Here is a 15,315-nt window from a genome sequence, read left to right on the forward strand (position 1 = left end):
GAGCGAGCCTGCTCGCGAAGACGCCAGGTCAGTCGACACATGTGTTGCCTGACCCACCGCCATCGCGAGCAGGCTCGCTCCCACAGGTCATGCATATCCGATCATTTTGCGTATCGAGATCCCCCCGCGTGCCCGACGCCATTCTGCGCCTTGCCCTGCCTTCGCCTTTGCGCCGCCTGTTCGATTACCGGGCGCCGGCCGGGGTGCGGCGCGAGCAATTGCAGCCGGGCATGCGCCTGCGGGTGCCGTTCGGTCGGCGCGAGATGATCGGCATTCTGGTCGAGGTCACCGACACCAGCGAAGTGCCGGCAGAAAAACTCAAGCCGGCGCTGGCCCTCCTCGATACGACTTCGCCACTGCCGCCAGCGCTGTTCAAGCTGTGCCTGTGGACCGCGCAGTATTACCAGCACAGCCTCGGCGACACCTTGAACTGGGCCTTGCCGGTGCTGCTGCGTCAGGGCGAGCTGGCCGAGGCCCGGCAGGAACGCTTCTGGTCGATTGCTCCGGGCGCCAGCGTTGACGACCCGCGAGTGGCCCGCGCGCCACGCCAGCGCGAGGCGCTGACCACGCTGGCCCAGCACCCCCACGGCGTCGCCCATCAGTTGTTGAGCAAACTGATGCTGAGCAAGGACAGCCTCGATCTGCTGCTGGCCAAGGGGCTGGTGCAGGTCGAAATCCGCCGCCACGCCCCCGGCGTTCGCCATGAACATTGGCTGGCGCAACCGGAGCTGCCGCTCAACAGCGAACAGCGCGCGGCGTATGAAGCGATTCGCGCCGGCTTCGACAGTTACCACGCTTTTCTGCTGGCCGGCGTCACCGGCAGCGGCAAGACCGAAGTCTATCTGCAACTGATTCGCGAGACCCTCGAAGCCGGCAAACAGGCCCTGGTACTGATTCCGGAGATCAACCTCGGCCCGCAGACCCTGGCGCGTTTCGAACAGCGCTTCAATGCGCGCATCGCCCTGCTGCACTCGGCGGTAAATGATCGCGAACGCCTGGAAGCCTGGCTCGCCGCCCGTGATGGCGAGGCCGACATTATTATCGGCACCCGTTCGGCACTGTTCACGCCGATGAAAAATCCCGGGCTGATCATCATCGATGAAGAACACGACGGCTCCTATAAACAGCAGGAAGGTCTGCGCTACCACGCTCGCGATCTGGCGCTGGTACGCGCGCGACAGGAAAACATCCCGATCGTGCTCGGCTCCGCCACGCCGTCGCTGGAGAGCCTGCACAACGCTTACACGGGGCGCTACGGCCTGTTACGCCTGAACGAACGCGCTGGCGGCGCCAAGCAACCGCGCTTCCTGCGTCTGGACGTCAAAAGCCGTCCGCTCGACAGCGGTATTTCCGGACCGATGCAGCAAGCCATCGGCCAGACCCTCGCCAACGGCCAGCAGGTGCTGGTGTTCCTCAACCGGCGCGGCTTTGCCCCGACCCTGCTCTGCCACGATTGCGGCTGGATGTCCGAGTGCTCGCGCTGCGATGCGCGCATGACCGTGCATCAACGTTACGGCGAGTTGCGCTGCCATCATTGCGGCAACGTCGAGCGCACGCCACGCCAGTGCCCGAAGTGCAGCAAGGTCGATCTGCGTCCGGTCGGTGCCGGCACCGAACGCGCCGAAGAGCGTCTGGCGATTCTGTTCCCGGATTACCCGGTACTGCGCGTCGATCGCGACAGCACTTCGCGCAAGGACGCGATGAATCAGTTGTTTGCGACGATCCAGAAAGGCCAGCCGTGCATTCTGGTCGGCACGCAGATGTTGGCCAAAGGGCACCACTTCCCACGGGTGACGCTGGTGTCGATTCTGGATGCCGACGGCGGCCTGTTTTCCGGCGACTTCCGCGCCAGCGAGCGCATGGCGCAACTGATCGTCCAGGTCGCCGGGCGCGCCGGCCGGGCTGAGGAGCCGGGCAAGGTGATCATCCAGACGCATTTGGCCGACCACCCTTTATTGGTGCAACTGACCGAGCAGGGTTATTTCGCCTTCGCCGAACAAGCCTTGAGCGAACGCCGCGCGGCCGGGTTGCCGCCGTTTGCCCATCTGGCGCTGCTGCGCGCCGAAGCGCACAAGCCGGGGCAGGCGGAAGGTTTTCTCGACGAAGCGTGCAGCGAGGCCGAACGCCTGCTGGCCGAATTGAATCTGAGCGGCATCGAGCTGCTCGGGCCGGTGCCGGCGCCGATGGAGCGCCGTGCCGGGCGTTATCGCGCGCAACTGTTGTTGCAGGCGACCGCGCGGGCACCGTTGCATCGCTTGCTGGCCAGCTGGATGCTGGTGCTGGAGCAGATGCCGAGTGGGCGGGCAGTGCGCTGGTCGCTGGATGTTGATCCCGTCGACTTGTACTGATTGATCGATTGCTATCGCTGGCAAGCCAGCTCCCACAGGAACTGCGCCGCTCTCGTGGGAGCTGGCTTGCCAGCGATAACGGTCGAATTGTCACCACAAATCCATAAGCTGCCTGCTAAGGTTGGCAAGCCCGTCTTCGCAACGGATAATGCCCAGTTTTTCCACCCGCGCATCGATGCGCCCGCCGCGCTTGCGGTCGAAAGAGAAGACCATGAAAGACACCATTCGCCAGCTGATCCAGCAAGCCCTCACCCAACTCGTCAACGAAGGTGTGTTGCCTGAAGGCCTGACGCCGGCGATCCAGGTGGAGAACGCCCGCGACAAGACCCACGGCGACTTCGCCAGCAACATCGCCATGATGCTGGCCAAGCCTGCCGGCATGAAGCCGCGCGATCTGGCGGAGAAAATCATCGCCGCCCTGCCCGCTGACGAGAACGTCACCAAGGCCGAAATCGCCGGCCCGGGCTTCATCAATTTCTTCCAGAACACCCAGGCCCTGGCCTCGCGCCTCGACGCCGCGCTGGCCGACGCCCGTGTCGGCGTGCGCAAGGCCGGCCCGGCGCAGCGCACCGTGGTCGATCTGTCGGCGCCGAACCTGGCCAAAGAGATGCACGTCGGCCACTTGCGCTCGACCATCATCGGCGACGGCGTGGCCCGGGTGCTTGAGTTCCTCGGCGACGAAGTGATCCGCCAGAATCACGTCGGCGACTGGGGCACTCAGTTCGGCATGCTGATGGCTTATCTGCAGGAAAACCCGATCACCAGCGACGAGCTGTCCGACCTGGAAAACTTCTACCGTGCGGCCAAGCAGCGTTTCGACGAGTCCGAAGAATTCGCCGACCGCGCCCGTGGCCTGGTGGTCAAGTTGCAGGCTGGCGACGCTGAATGCCTGGCGCTGTGGACCAAGTTCAAGGACATCTCGCTGTCGCACTGCCAGAAGATCTACGAACTGCTCAACGTCAAACTGACCATGGCCGACGTGATGGGCGAAAGTGCCTATAACGATGACCTGATCAATGTGGTCAACGACCTCAAGGCTGCCGGCATGCTGGTCGAGAGCAACGGCGCCCAGTGCGTGTTCCTCGACGAGTTCAAGAACGCCGATGGCGATCCGCTGCCGGTGATCATCGTCAAGGCCGATGGCGGTTACCTGTACGCCACCACTGACCTCGCCGCCGTGCGCTACCGCAGCGGCAAGCTCAAGGCTGATCGCGCGTTGTATTTCGTCGATCAGCGCCAGGCCCTGCACTTCCAGCAAGTCTTCGCTGTTGCGCGCAAGGCCGGTTTCGTCACCCATCCGATGGAAATGGAACACATGGGTTTCGGTACCATGAACGGCGCCGATGGCCGTCCGTTCAAGACCCGTGACGGCGGCACCGTGAAGCTGATCGATCTGCTCACCGAAGCCCAGGAACGCGCCTACAGTCTGGTGAAAGAGAAGAACCCGACCCTGGCCGAAGACGAGTTGCGCAACATCGCCAAGGTCGTCGGCATCGGCGCGGTGAAATACGCCGACCTGTCCAAGCATCGCACCAGCGACTACAGCTTCAACTTCGACCTGATGCTCAACTTCGAAGGCAACACCGCGCCATACCTGCTGTACGCCTACACCCGCGTGGCCGGTGTGTTCCGCAAATTGGGCAAGGACTTCAGCGAAGTCGACGGCCAGATCGTCCTCGAAGCGGCGCACGAGCAGGAGCTGGCGGCGAAGCTGGCGCAGTTCGGCGAAGTGCTGAACAACGTCGCTGAAAAAGGCACGCCGCACATTCTCTGCACCTACCTGTACGACGTCGCCGGCCTGTTCTCCAGCTTCTACGAGAACTGCCCGATCCTCGCCGCCGACACCCCGGCGCAGATGCAGAGTCGTCTGCGTCTGGCCGCACTGACCGGTCGCACCCTCAAGCAAGGCCTGGAGCTGTTGGGTCTGGAAACTCTGGAGCGTATGTAAGTTGGCTGCCAAGAAAAAACCTGCACCCAAACGCGGCGCCAGCCGCTATCAGGCCCCGGCGAAACAACCGATTCCGGGCTGGCTGTGGATGGCCATCGGCCTGACCGTCGGCGCGTTCATCGTGTTTCTGATGAAACTGGAACCGGGCAAGGGCAGCGACACGGTCAAGCGCGAGAAAGTCGAACAGCAGCAGAAAGCGTCGAAGATCGCCGAGGCCAACAAGACCCCGCCGAGCCCGACGCAACCGGTGAAGCCGAAATACGACTTCTACACCCTGCTGCCGGAATCGGAAGTGATCGTGCCGCCGGACGCGGTACCGGAGAAGACCCTGCCGACGCCGCAAGTGCCGGCCATCCCGACCACGCCGGTAACCCCGGCCGAAGCGGCGAAGATCGACACCGCACGGGCTCAAGCGGCTCTTGCCGGGATCACGCCGCCGCCAGCGCCACCCGTGAGCAAGGCCGCGCCAGTGACCAAGTTCTTCCTCCAGGCCGGTTCGTTCCGCAAGGAAACCGATGCTGACAAGGTGCGTGCGCAGATCATTCTGCTCGGCCAAGCCGTGGCGGTGGAGTCCGGCACGGTCAAGGATGAAACCTGGTATCGCGTCTTGGTCGGCCCGTTCAGCAACCGCGAGCAACTGACCACGGCGCAGAAACAACTGGCTGGCGCCGGCTTCAGCAACCTGTTGTTACAACAACGCCAGAGCCGCTAAGGCTCCCAGAGGTCAGCTGCAACTTGCAGGTGACCTTCAAACTTTGTGGCGAGGGGATTTATCCCCGTTTGGCTGCGGAGCAGCCCTGAAACCAGCCATTGCAGTGCCGCAGGCATACCGCAAATGATGGTTTCGCGACTGCTTCGCAGCCGAACGGGGATAAATCCCCTCGCCACAGTCATCACACACACCATTCGTCTCCCATCGCCCCTACCGGTTGAAATCCCCTCCAGCACCCCCATATGAATGGGCATAAGGCATTTTCGCCCCGCTGCGTGGAGACTCTTCCCTTGACCACCATCGTTTCAGTCCGCCGCCACGGCAAAGTCGTCATGGGCGGCGACGGCCAGGTTTCTCTCGGCAACACCGTGATGAAAGGCAACGCCAAAAAGGTCCGTCGCCTGTACCACGGCCAGGTCATCGCCGGTTTCGCCGGTGCCACCGCCGACGCCTTCACCCTGTTCGAACGTTTCGAAGGCCAGCTCGAAAAACATCAGGGTCACCTGATCCGCGCCGCCGTCGAACTCGCCAAGGAATGGCGCACCGACCGCTCCCTGAGCCGCCTCGAAGCGATGCTCGCGGTTGCCAACAAAGATGCCTCGCTGATCATCACCGGCAACGGTGACGTGGTCGAACCCGAAGATGGCCTGATCGCCATGGGTTCCGGCGGCGCCTACGCGCAAGCCGCCGCCAGTGCCCTGCTGAAAAAGACCGACCTGTCGGCTCGCGAGATCGTCGAAACCGCTCTCGGCATCGCTGGCGACATCTGCGTATTCACCAACCACACCCAGACCATTGAGGAGCAGGATCTCGCTGAATAAGCCTGTTGCGGCCCATGTGCCACGGCTTGTTTCTGCTTGAGGACCGTCAATTACTATGTCCATGACTCCCCGCGAAATCGTCCACGAACTCAACCGCCATATCATCGGCCAGGACGATGCCAAGCGCGCCGTCGCGATTGCCCTGCGCAACCGCTGGCGCCGCATGCAGCTGCCTGAAGAGCTGCGCGTTGAGGTGACCCCGAAGAACATCCTGATGATCGGCCCGACCGGTGTCGGTAAAACCGAGATCGCCCGTCGCCTGGCGAAACTGGCCAACGCGCCGTTCATCAAGGTCGAAGCGACCAAATTCACCGAGGTCGGCTACGTCGGCCGCGACGTCGAGTCGATCATCCGTGATCTGGCCGATGCCGCGATCAAGATGCTCCGCGAGCAGGAAATGACCCGCGTACGCCACCGCGCCGAAGACGCCGCCGAGGATCGCATCCTCGACGCGTTGCTGCCGCCGGCACGCATGGGCTTCAGCAACGATGAAGCGCCGAGCTCCGACTCCAACACGCGTCAGCTGTTCCGCAAGCGCCTGCGCGAAGGCCAGTTGGACGACAAGGAAATCGAGATCGAAGTCGCCGAAGTCTCCGGCATCGAAATCGCCACGCCGCCAGGCATGGAAGAGATGACCAACCAGCTGCAATCGCTGTTTGCCAACATGGGCAAGGGCAAGAAGAAGTCGCGCAAGCTCAAGGTCAAGGAAGCGCTGAAACTGGTGCGCGATGAAGAAGCCGGGCGTCTGGTCAACGAAGAAGAGCTGAAGGCCAAGGCGCTGGAAGCGGTCGAGCAGCACGGTATCGTCTTCATCGACGAAATCGACAAGGTCGCCAAGCGCGGCAATGTCGGCGGCGCCGATGTCTCCCGCGAAGGCGTACAGCGCGACCTGCTGCCGCTGATCGAAGGCTGCACCGTCAACACCAAGCTGGGCATGGTCAAGACCGACCACATCCTGTTCATCGCCTCCGGCGCGTTCCACCTGAGCAAGCCAAGCGATCTGGTGCCGGAGCTGCAAGGCCGTCTGCCGATCCGCGTCGAGCTCAAGGCGCTGAGCCCGGAAGACTTCGAACGCATCCTCAGCGAACCGCACGCCTCGCTCACCGAGCAATACTGCGCGCTGCTGAAGACCGAAGGCCTGAACATCCAGTTCCAGCCCGAGGGCATCAAGCGTCTGGCGGAGATCGCCTGGCAGGTCAACGAGAAGACCGAGAACATCGGTGCCCGTCGCCTGCACACCCTGCTCGAGCGCCTGCTCGAAGAGGTGTCGTTCAGCGCCGGCGACCTCGCCAGCGCCCATGATGACAAGGCGATTCTGATCGACGCCGACTACGTCAACAGCCACCTCGGCGAATTGGCGCAGAACGAAGATCTGTCCCGCTACATTCTGTAGAGCGGCAAGCTACAAGCTACAAGCGGCAAGCTGAGTTAAGCTTGCAACTTGTAGCTTGCAGCTAAAGGCTGTTTTTCATGATTCCCACCGACATCAAACTGCACAAAGCCTCGAAAACCCTGACGCTCACTTACGCGTCCGGCGAGGAATTCACCCTGCCCGCCGAGTTTCTGCGTGTGCACTCTCCCTCCGCCGAGGTCCAGGGCCACGGCAAACCGATCCTGCAATTCGGCAAGCTCAACGTGGGTCTGAGCAAGCTGGAACCGGCTGGCAACTATGCACTGAAACTGACCTTCGACGACGGTCACGACAGCGGCCTGTTCACTTGGGAATACCTCTACGAACTCGGCAAGCGCCAGAACGAACTCTGGGACGATTATCTTGCCGAGCTGCGCGCTGCCGGAAAATCCCGCGATCCGAACGAGTCGTTCGTCAAGCTGATGCTCTAGGCCGTGGCTCTTGCTCTTTAGAGGGCATTTTCTAACTTCATCTGTTTGAATGCTCCGCGCATACGGCCCCGGATCGGCCGCTTGCGAAAAAAATTAAACTCGGGTAACCAATGGAGCTGGCAAGTTCCCTGCAGTGCTCTACGACTGTAAAGCAGCTATGCAGAATCAACGGTCACCCGAGCAGTAGTACCCGGCATTGGCTGTGGAAGCGACAGCGTGAAACCGGGTACTCGTCTCAGGACAATGGAGCGTCGTAGATGAGTGACAAGAATAACGATGACCTGAAGTACCAAGCCTCGGAAAACACTCTGGGGCTTAACCCCGTCGTCGGGCTGCGCGGAAAGGATCTGCTGGCCTCTGCTCGAATGGTGCTGAAACAGGCCATCAGACAACCGATTCACAGCGTCAGGCACGTGACCCATTTCGGCCTCGAACTGAAAAACGTGCTGCTGGGCAAATCCGCGCTGCAACCGGCCGGTGACGACCGCCGTTTCGCCGACCCGGCGTGGAGCCAGAACCCGCTATACAAACGTTATCTGCAAACCTACCTGGCCTGGCGCAAGGAACTGCATGCCTGGATTGATGACAGCAGCCTGTCCGCCAAAGACATCGCTCGCGGGCATTTCGTCATCAACCTGATGACCGAAGCCATGGCGCCGACCAATACGGCGGCCAATCCGGCGGCGGTCAAACGCTTCTTCGAAACCGGCGGCAAAAGCCTGCTCGATGGCCTCTCGCATCTGGCCAAGGATCTGGTGCACAACGGCGGCATGCCGAGCCAGGTCAACATGGGCGCGTTCGAGGTGGGCAAGAGCCTCGGCGTCACCGAAGGCGCGGTGGTGTTCCGCAATGATGTGCTGGAGCTGATCCAGTACCGGCCGATCACCGAGCAGGTCCACGAGCGCCCGCTGCTGGTAGTGCCGCCGCAGATCAACAAGTTCTACGTTTTCGACTTGAGCCCGGACAAGAGCCTGGCGCGCTTCTGCCTGCGCAACAACGTGCCGACCTTCATCATCAGCTGGCGCAACCCGACCAAGGCCCAGCGCGAGTGGGGCCTGTCGACCTACATCGAAGCGCTGAAAGAAGCCGTCGATGTGGTCACCGCGATCACCGGCAGCAAAGACGTCAACATGCTCGGCGCCTGCTCCGGCGGCATCACCTGCACCGCCCTGCTCGGCCACTACGCCGCGCTCGGCGAGAACAAGGTCAACGCCCTCACCCTGCTGGTCAGCGTGCTCGACACCACCCTGGACAGCGACGTCGCCCTGTTCGTCGATGAGCAGACCCTGGAGACCGCCAAGCGCCACTCCTACCAGGCCGGCGTGCTCGAAGGCAAAGACATGGCCAAGGTCTTCGCCTGGATGCGCCCCAACGATCTGATCTGGAACTACTGGGTCAACAACTACCTGCTCGGCAACGAGCCGCCGGTGTTCGACATCCTGTTCTGGAACAACGACACCACCCGCCTGCCCGCCGCGTTCCACGGCGACCTGATCGAGATGTTCAAAAACAATCCACTGATCCGCCCCAATGCACTGGAAGTGTGCGGCACGCCGATCGACCTCAAGCAGGTCACCGCCGACATCTTCTCGCTGGCCGGCACCAACGATCACATCACGCCATGGAAGTCCTGCTACAAGTCGGCGCAGCTGTTCGGCGGCAAAGTCGAATTCGTGCTGTCGAGCAGCGGCCATATCCAGAGCATCCTCAACCCGCCGGGCAATCCGAAGTCGCGCTACATGACCGGCGAAGAGATGGCGCCGACCGCCGATGACTGGCAGGAAAATTCGACCAAGCACACCGATTCCTGGTGGCTGTACTGGCAGTCATGGCTGGCCGAGCGCTCGGGCAACCTGAAAAAGGCCCCGACGAAACTGGGCAACAAAGCGTACCCGGCAGGCGAGGCTTCGCCGGGCACTTATGTTCACGAACGGTAACTGACACCACCCATTGTGGGAGAGGGCCTTGTGGCGAGGGGATTTATCCCCGTTCGGCTGCGAAGCAGTCGTGAATCGACTAGCCGCGATCAGTCTGACAAATCGTGGTTTCAGGATTCGGTGTCGCTTCGTAACCCAACGGGGATAAATCCCCTCACCACAAGGCCCGCGCCTACAGGAATACGGGTGGACTTGAAACTACAGGGCCTCACGCATGCCGCAACCGTTCATATTCCGCACCGTCGATCTGGATGGCCAGACCCTTCGCACGGCGGTGCGTCCCGGCAAGCCTCATTTGACGCCTCTGCTGATTTTCAACGGCATCGGCGCCAACCTGGAGCTGGTGTTCCCGTTTGTCGCGGCGCTCGACCCGGATCTGGAAGTGATCGCCTTCGACGTGCCCGGGGTCGGCGGGTCGTCGACGCCGAACCGACCGTATCGCTTCCCCGGCCTGGCCAAACTGACGGCGCGGATGCTCGACTATCTCGACTACGGTCAGGTCAATGTGATCGGCGTGTCGTGGGGCGGCGCCCTGGCGCAGCAGTTTGCCTACGACTACCCCGAGCGCTGCAAGAAACTGGTACTGGCGGCGACCGCGGCCGGTGCGGTGATGGTCCCGGGCAAGCCGAAAGTGCTGTGGATGATGGCCAGCCCGCGCCGCTACATTCAGCCATCCCATGTGATTCGCATCGCGCCGATGATCTACGGCGGCTCGTTCCGCCGCGATCCGACGCTGGCTGCCAGCCATGCGGCGAAAGTGCGCTCGGCGGGCAAGCTCGGTTACTACTGGCAGCTGTTCGCAGGCCTCGGCTGGACCAGCATCCACTGGCTGCACAAGATCCATCAGCCGACGCTGGTGCTGGCCGGCGATGACGACCCACTGATTCCGCTGATCAACATGCGCATGCTCGCCTGGCGCATTCCCAACGCGCAGTTGCACATCATCGATGACGGCCATCTGTTCCTGATTACCCGCGCCGAAGCGGTGGCGCCGATCATCATGAAGTTTCTCGAAGAGGAGCGTCTGCGCGCAGTCATGCACCCGCATCCGACCCCGCTCGGCGGCTGATCGCGGCGGCCTGCTTTATGCAGCACTTTTCAAATCAAGCGCGCGGCAGGACGCCGCGCAGGCAGCAACCGGTAACAGCGTCTATGGTGTTCTGGTTCGGTGAGTGTGTTTTTGCCCTGAAGACGAAGGAGTGTTGAGTCATGCGCGAAAAACCAGCGACGGGCGTGGTGCCCAGCCCCGCCGTGTTTATCAACGCCCAAAGTGCGATCGCCGGTCTGCGTGGCAGGGATCTGCTGTCGACACTGCGCAGCGTCGCCGCCCACGGCTTGCGCAATCCGTTGCACAGCGCAAAGCATGCGCTGAAGCTTGGCGGACAGTTGGGGCGCGTGCTGCTCGGCGAAACCCTGCACCCGACCAATCCGCAAGACAGCCGCTTCGCCGATCCGGCGTGGAGCCTCAACCCGTTCTACCGGCGCAGCCTGCAGGCGTATCTGGCCTGGCAGAAACAGGTCAAGAGCTGGATCGATGAAGGCGACATGAGCCCTGAAGATCGTGCCCGTGCGCACTTCGCTTTCACCCTGCTCAATGACGCCGTGGCGCCCTCCAACACCCTGCTCAATCCGCTGGCGGTCAAGGAGCTGTTCAATTCCGGCGGGCAGAGTCTGGTGCGTGGCCTGAGCCATCTGTTCGATGATCTTTTGCACAACGACGGCCTGCCACGGCAAGTGACCAGGCAGGCGTTCGAGGTCGGCAAAACCGTGGCGACCACCAGCGGATCGGTGGTCTTTCGCAATGAAATGTTCGAGCTGATCCAGTACAAATCGATGAGCGAAAAGCAGTACGCCAAACCGCTGCTGGTGGTGCCGCCGCAAATCAACAAGTACTACATTTTCGATCTGAGCCCGCAGAACAGCTTCGTCCAGTACGCCCTGAAAAACAGCCTGCAGACCTTCATGATCAGTTGGCGCAATCCTGATGTGCGCCATCGCGAGTGGGGCCTGTCGAGTTACGTCGAAGCGGTCGAAGAAGCGATGAACATCTGCCGGGCGATTACCGGCGCCCGCGAAGTCAACCTGATGGGCGCCTGCGCCGGCGGCCTGACCATCGCCGCCCTGCAAGGGCACTTGCAGGCCAAACGGCAACTGCGCCGGGTCGCCAGCGCGACCTATCTGGTCAGTCTGCTCGACAGCCAAATCGAAACCCCGGCCACGCTGTTCGCCGATGAACAAACACTGGAAGCGGCCAAGCGTCGCTCGTATCAGCAAGGCGTGCTCGATGGTCGCGACATGGCCAAAGTCTTCGCCTGGATGCGCCCCAACGATTTGATCTGGAGCTATTTCGTCAACAACTACCTGCTGGGCAAGGAGCCGCCAGCCTTCGACATTCTCTACTGGAACAACGACAACACCCGGCTGCCGGCGGCGCTGCACGGCGATCTGCTGGACTTCTTCAAGCACAACCCGCTGATCCACGCGGGCGGTCTAGAAGTGTGCGGTACGCCGATCGATCTGCAGAAGGTCAATGTCGACAGCTTCAGCGTCGCCGGCATGAACGACCACATCACGCCGTGGGACGCGGTGTATCGCTCGACCCTGCTGCTCGGTGGCGAGCGACGTTTCGTGCTGTCCAACAGCGGCCACGTGCAGAGCATCCTCAACCCGCCGAGCAACCCGAAAGCTGCCTACGTCGAAAACGCCAAACTGAGCAGTGACCCGCGCGCTTGGTACTACGATGCCAGACACGTCGACGGCAGCTGGTGGCCGCAGTGGCTGGAATGGGTCGCGCAGCGCTCCGGCGCCCTTAACGAGACCCGCACAACACTGGGTAACCCGAACTATCCACCGATGGAAGCGGCACCCGGCACCTATGTGCATGTGCGCTGACGCTCAACCGAAATTTTCTAAGAAGACTGGATGAAAACCCGCGACCGGATTCTCGAATGTGCGCTGCAACTGTTCAACGAAAAGGGTGAGCCGAACGTTTCCACCATGGAGGTGGCCAACGAAATGGGGATCAGCCCCGGCAATCTCTACTACCACTTCCACGGTAAGGAACCGCTGATTCTCGGTCTGTTCGAACGCTTCCAGCACGAGCTCGCGCCCCTGCTCGACCCGCCGCCGGACGTGGAGCTGGCGCCGGAGGATTACTGGTTGTTCTTGCATTTGATCGTCGAGCGCCTGGCGCAATACCGGTTCCTGTTCCAGGACCTGTCGAACCTCGCCGGGCGCTTGCCGAAACTGGCCAAGGGGATTCGCAATCTGCTCAATGCGCTGAAGCGGACGCTGGCGTCGTTGCTGGCGCGATTGAAGGCTTCGGGGCAACTGGTCAGCGATACCCAGGCCTTGGGGCAACTGGTGGAGCAGGTGACCATGACGCTGCTGTTCTCGCTGGATTACCAGCGGATTCTTGATCGTGAGGGAGAGGTCAGGTTGGTGGTTTATCAGATCATGATGCTGGTGGCGCCGCATTTGCTGCCGCCAGTGAAGGTGGCGACAGAGCGGATGGCGCTGCAATACCTTGAGGATCACGACTGATCCGAGCGCTGCGCCTACTTACAATCCAATGTGGGAGCGAGCCTGCTCGCGAATGCAAACTTTCCCCTGATGCCTGTGTAACTGATCCACCGCTTTCGCGAGCAGGCTCGCTCCCACAGGGACTTGCAGTGATCAAGATAATCTCCACAAACAAAAACGCCCGGCCTTCACAGGCCGGGCGTTTTTGATTTGCCCTGAAATCAGGACTGACTGGATGGCGTCGACGGTGTCGATGCTGCAGTCGGGGTAGCGGCTGCCGTAGGTGCCGCAGCGGAGTTTGCCGCGTTGGCCGGAGCTGTTGGAGCAGTCGACGGCGCGGCGGCCGGTTTCGGCGCAGCGGCTTTCGGCGCGGCCGGTTTTTTCACTGCTGGCTTTTTCGCCGCAGCCGGTTTGGCCGCAGGCTTCGCAGCGGGTTTGGCGGCAGCGGTCTTCGCTGCTGGCTTGGCCGCTGGTTTCGCTGCAGCTTTAGCCGCAGGTTTCGCTGCAGCTTTAGCCGCAGGTTTTGCTGCTGCTTTGGTTGCCGGTTTGGCAGCGGCCTTGGCGGCAACCGGTTTGGCTGCCGCTTTGGCCGCAGGCTTGGCGGCTGCCGTTTTGGCCGCAGCCTTTGCTGCAGGTTTTGCCGCCGCTTTGGCCAGTGGCTTGGCCGCGGTTTTCGCCGCAGGTTTGGCCGCTGCAGTTTTAGTGGCAGGTTTCGCCGCAGCGGTTTTCGCCGCCACAGGCTGAGCTTTCAGACCGGTGAGTTTTTCGATCTGTTTGGTCAGCGTGTCGACCTTGGCGTTGAGCGCCTTGACCTCATTGCGGCTCGGCACACCCAGGCGCGAAATCGCGCTGTTCAGGCGCTTGTCGAAAGCGCCTTCCAGCTCGTCCCACTTGCCCATGGCGCGGTCTTTCACGCCGCTGATGCGCGACTTGGCCGAAGAGGTCGAGTCCTCGACTTTCTTGCCGACGGCAGTCTTGGTGAGCTTCTCGGCTTTCTCGCCGTCTTTGACCAATGCATCGAAGAGTTTGCTGCCGTCAGTGTCGATCTTCGAGTACACGCCTAAACCAGCCAGCCAGATTTTGCGGGAGTAGGACTCGACCTTCCCGACCCACGAGCTGCTTTCTTTATCGGTGTTCTTTTTGCCAGCCATCCCGTTCTCCTTAAGATTTTCGCGCGACGCGTTCGAGCAATGCCGTCAGCTCATCGAGCTTAGCAGAGAGTGCCTCAACGTCATGTTTAGACGGAATGCCGATCCGATTCAAGGCGCTGGCCACACGGTTGTCGAAGGCCTTCTCGACCTTGTCGAGCTGAACTTCAACGCGACCCTTGAACGAGCTGACCTGAGTGGCCGCGTCGTCGATCTCGGCGTTGGCCGCGAGGAGTTTTTCGCTGACGGCTTTTTTGCCTTTCTTTTCAACGGTTTGACCGGCGGCTACGAGCTCTTGAAAGTACTCGCTGCCCTCCTGGCCGACCTTGGTGTAGGCGCCCAGGCCTGCCAGCCAGATCTTGCGGGCATAGGATTTGACGTCGCTCAGAGTGGAAGTCGAAGCGTCGATTTTTTTCTTCAAAATGACTTTGGCCATGGTGCACCTCACGCGCAGAAGGTTTGAGGAACTGCCGGACGAGTGTCGGGCTCAGGCACAAAGTAGGGAGAAAAATTAGAAAGGGCACCCTAACCAGCGGGAGCATCACTAAACAAATGTGGGAGCGAGCCTGCTCGCGAAAGCGGTTTGTCAGTCACGGATAATTTGACTGAAAGACCGCTTTCGCGAGCAGGCTCGCTCCCACAGGGGACTGGATTTCAATCTGGCAATCAGGCGAGGGCTTTGTCTAGGGCTTTCTCGATCTCGGCTTTGATCATGCCGCTCATGGCCGACATCATCAGGCCCAGTTCGACGTCGACCCTGATCGAATCGTCCGCCACATGCACTTCACCTTTCACGCCAGAGCGCTTGAGGTTCAGGGTGTCGCCCGACCACTGCGGCTCAAGGCCGTATTGTTCGTTGAGCTTTTTGGCCAGTTTGTCGGCCTTTTCGCGGGCGGCGTGCTTGCCCAGGGTGTGGGCGCGCTCAACACTGATTTTGGCCATGGAATGACTCCTGATGATTGAATGGCTGACGTTGAATCTTGACCGCATCTGCGGCAAATCGTCCCGAAGGTTGCCCATCTTACCTTTAGCCATTC

The 15,315-nt window shown here is 61.5% G+C and carries 14 protein-coding genes; 10 read left to right on the forward strand and 4 right to left on the reverse strand.

What is annotated here, in order from left to right; all coding sequences use genetic code 11:
* Window positions 1-128 precede the first annotated feature (128 nt).
* The gene (locus ACYSTU_RS09205; RefSeq protein WP_130902921.1) at window positions 129-2,348 is read left to right on the forward strand and encodes a primosomal protein N'; all 2,220 of its coding nucleotides are present in this window, start codon (window positions 129-131) and stop codon (window positions 2,346-2,348) included.
* Between the two features lie 90 nt (window positions 2,349-2,438).
* On the opposite strand, the gene ACYSTU_RS09210 is transcribed toward ACYSTU_RS09205, so the two are convergent.
* Window positions 2,439-2,561 (reverse strand): hypothetical protein, encoded by a 123-nt coding sequence (locus ACYSTU_RS09210; RefSeq protein WP_256674698.1) that lies wholly within the window; start codon window positions 2,559-2,561, stop codon window positions 2,439-2,441.
* Between ACYSTU_RS09210 and argS the strand changes: the two genes are divergently transcribed.
* From argS to ACYSTU_RS09255, 9 genes are all read left to right on the forward strand, one after another.
* Window positions 2,560-4,296, forward strand: coding sequence for an arginine--tRNA ligase (gene argS, locus ACYSTU_RS09215; protein WP_122699854.1), 1,737 nt, complete (start codon window positions 2,560-2,562; stop codon window positions 4,294-4,296). The two genes, ACYSTU_RS09210 and argS, sit on opposite strands and share 2 nt — an antisense overlap.
* A 1-nt stretch (window position 4,297) precedes the next feature.
* Window positions 4,298-5,008: an SPOR domain-containing protein gene (locus tag ACYSTU_RS09220; protein WP_016772059.1), complete on the forward strand. Its 711-nt coding sequence runs from the start codon at window positions 4,298-4,300 to the stop codon at window positions 5,006-5,008.
* Between the two features lie 290 nt (window positions 5,009-5,298).
* Window positions 5,299-5,829: an ATP-dependent protease subunit HslV gene (gene hslV / locus ACYSTU_RS09225; protein ID WP_007968352.1), complete on the forward strand. Its 531-nt coding sequence runs from the start codon at window positions 5,299-5,301 to the stop codon at window positions 5,827-5,829.
* A gap of 55 nt (window positions 5,830-5,884) precedes the next feature.
* Window positions 5,885-7,222 carry an ATP-dependent protease ATPase subunit HslU gene (hslU, locus tag ACYSTU_RS09230; RefSeq protein WP_498997610.1) on the forward strand — a complete coding sequence of 446 codons (1,338 nt, stop codon included), beginning with the start codon at window positions 5,885-5,887 and terminating at the stop codon, window positions 7,220-7,222.
* Between the two features lie 77 nt (window positions 7,223-7,299).
* Window positions 7,300-7,671, forward strand: a complete 372-nt coding sequence (locus ACYSTU_RS09235) for a gamma-butyrobetaine hydroxylase family protein (protein ID WP_041477560.1) — start codon at window positions 7,300-7,302, stop codon at window positions 7,669-7,671.
* A 257-nt stretch (window positions 7,672-7,928) separates the two neighbouring features.
* A complete protein-coding gene (gene phaC / locus ACYSTU_RS09240; RefSeq protein ID WP_136492398.1) occupies window positions 7,929-9,608 on the forward strand; it encodes a class II poly(R)-hydroxyalkanoic acid synthase in 1,680 nt (559 codons plus the stop codon).
* Between the two features lie 214 nt (window positions 9,609-9,822).
* The gene (gene phaZ / locus ACYSTU_RS09245; protein WP_016772063.1) at window positions 9,823-10,677 is read left to right on the forward strand and encodes a poly(3-hydroxyalkanoate) depolymerase; all 855 of its coding nucleotides are present in this window, start codon (window positions 9,823-9,825) and stop codon (window positions 10,675-10,677) included.
* Window positions 10,678-10,817: 140 nt separating this feature from the next.
* Window positions 10,818-12,500 carry a class II poly(R)-hydroxyalkanoic acid synthase gene (phaC, locus tag ACYSTU_RS09250; RefSeq protein WP_217879173.1) on the forward strand — a complete coding sequence of 561 codons (1,683 nt, stop codon included), beginning with the start codon at window positions 10,818-10,820 and terminating at the stop codon, window positions 12,498-12,500.
* A gap of 30 nt (window positions 12,501-12,530) precedes the next feature.
* Window positions 12,531-13,151: a TetR/AcrR family transcriptional regulator gene (locus ACYSTU_RS09255; RefSeq protein ID WP_024011259.1), complete on the forward strand. Its 621-nt coding sequence runs from the start codon at window positions 12,531-12,533 to the stop codon at window positions 13,149-13,151.
* Window positions 13,152-13,351: 200 nt separating this feature from the next.
* Here the strand turns inward: ACYSTU_RS09255 and ACYSTU_RS09260 are convergent, their stop codons facing one another.
* From ACYSTU_RS09260 to ACYSTU_RS09270, 3 genes are all read right to left on the reverse strand, one after another.
* On the reverse strand, window positions 13,352-14,281 hold the full coding sequence (locus ACYSTU_RS09260) for a phasin family protein (RefSeq protein WP_498997616.1): 930 nt from the start codon (window positions 14,279-14,281) through the stop codon (window positions 13,352-13,354).
* Window positions 14,282-14,291: 10 nt separating this feature from the next.
* Entirely contained in the window at window positions 14,292-14,714 is a 423-nt protein-coding gene (locus tag ACYSTU_RS09265; protein WP_110602576.1) for a phasin family protein, read from the reverse strand.
* 230 nt (window positions 14,715-14,944) lie between these two features.
* A complete protein-coding gene (locus ACYSTU_RS09270) occupies window positions 14,945-15,220 on the reverse strand; it encodes a polyhydroxyalkanoic acid system family protein (protein WP_498997619.1) in 276 nt (91 codons plus the stop codon).
* Between the last annotated feature and the right edge of the window lie 95 nt (window positions 15,221-15,315).

This window comes from Pseudomonas glycinis (assembly GCF_054871425.1).

What these genes read in the sequence shown, in the direction of transcription:
- hslU (WP_498997610.1), top strand. Translation starts at nt 5,885, where the DNA reads ATGTCCATGACTCCCCGCGAAATCGTCCACGAACTCAACCGCCATATC.
- ACYSTU_RS09265 (WP_110602576.1), bottom strand. Translation starts at nt 14,714, where the DNA reads ATGGCCAAAGTCATTTTGAAGAAAAAAATCGACGCTTCGACTTCCACT.
- argS (WP_122699854.1), top strand. Translation starts at nt 2,560, where the DNA reads ATGAAAGACACCATTCGCCAGCTGATCCAGCAAGCCCTCACCCAACTC.
- ACYSTU_RS09260 (WP_498997616.1), bottom strand. Translation starts at nt 14,281, where the DNA reads ATGGCTGGCAAAAAGAACACCGATAAAGAAAGCAGCTCGTGGGTCGGG.
- phaZ (WP_016772063.1), top strand. Translation starts at nt 9,823, where the DNA reads ATGCCGCAACCGTTCATATTCCGCACCGTCGATCTGGATGGCCAGACC.
- ACYSTU_RS09235 (WP_041477560.1), top strand. Translation starts at nt 7,300, where the DNA reads ATGATTCCCACCGACATCAAACTGCACAAAGCCTCGAAAACCCTGACG.
- phaC (WP_217879173.1), top strand. Translation starts at nt 10,818, where the DNA reads ATGCGCGAAAAACCAGCGACGGGCGTGGTGCCCAGCCCCGCCGTGTTT.
- phaC (WP_136492398.1), top strand. Translation starts at nt 7,929, where the DNA reads ATGAGTGACAAGAATAACGATGACCTGAAGTACCAAGCCTCGGAAAAC.
- ACYSTU_RS09210 (WP_256674698.1), bottom strand. Translation starts at nt 2,561, where the DNA reads ATGGTCTTCTCTTTCGACCGCAAGCGCGGCGGGCGCATCGATGCGCGG.
- ACYSTU_RS09270 (WP_498997619.1), bottom strand. Translation starts at nt 15,220, where the DNA reads ATGGCCAAAATCAGTGTTGAGCGCGCCCACACCCTGGGCAAGCACGCC.
- ACYSTU_RS09255 (WP_024011259.1), top strand. Translation starts at nt 12,531, where the DNA reads ATGAAAACCCGCGACCGGATTCTCGAATGTGCGCTGCAACTGTTCAAC.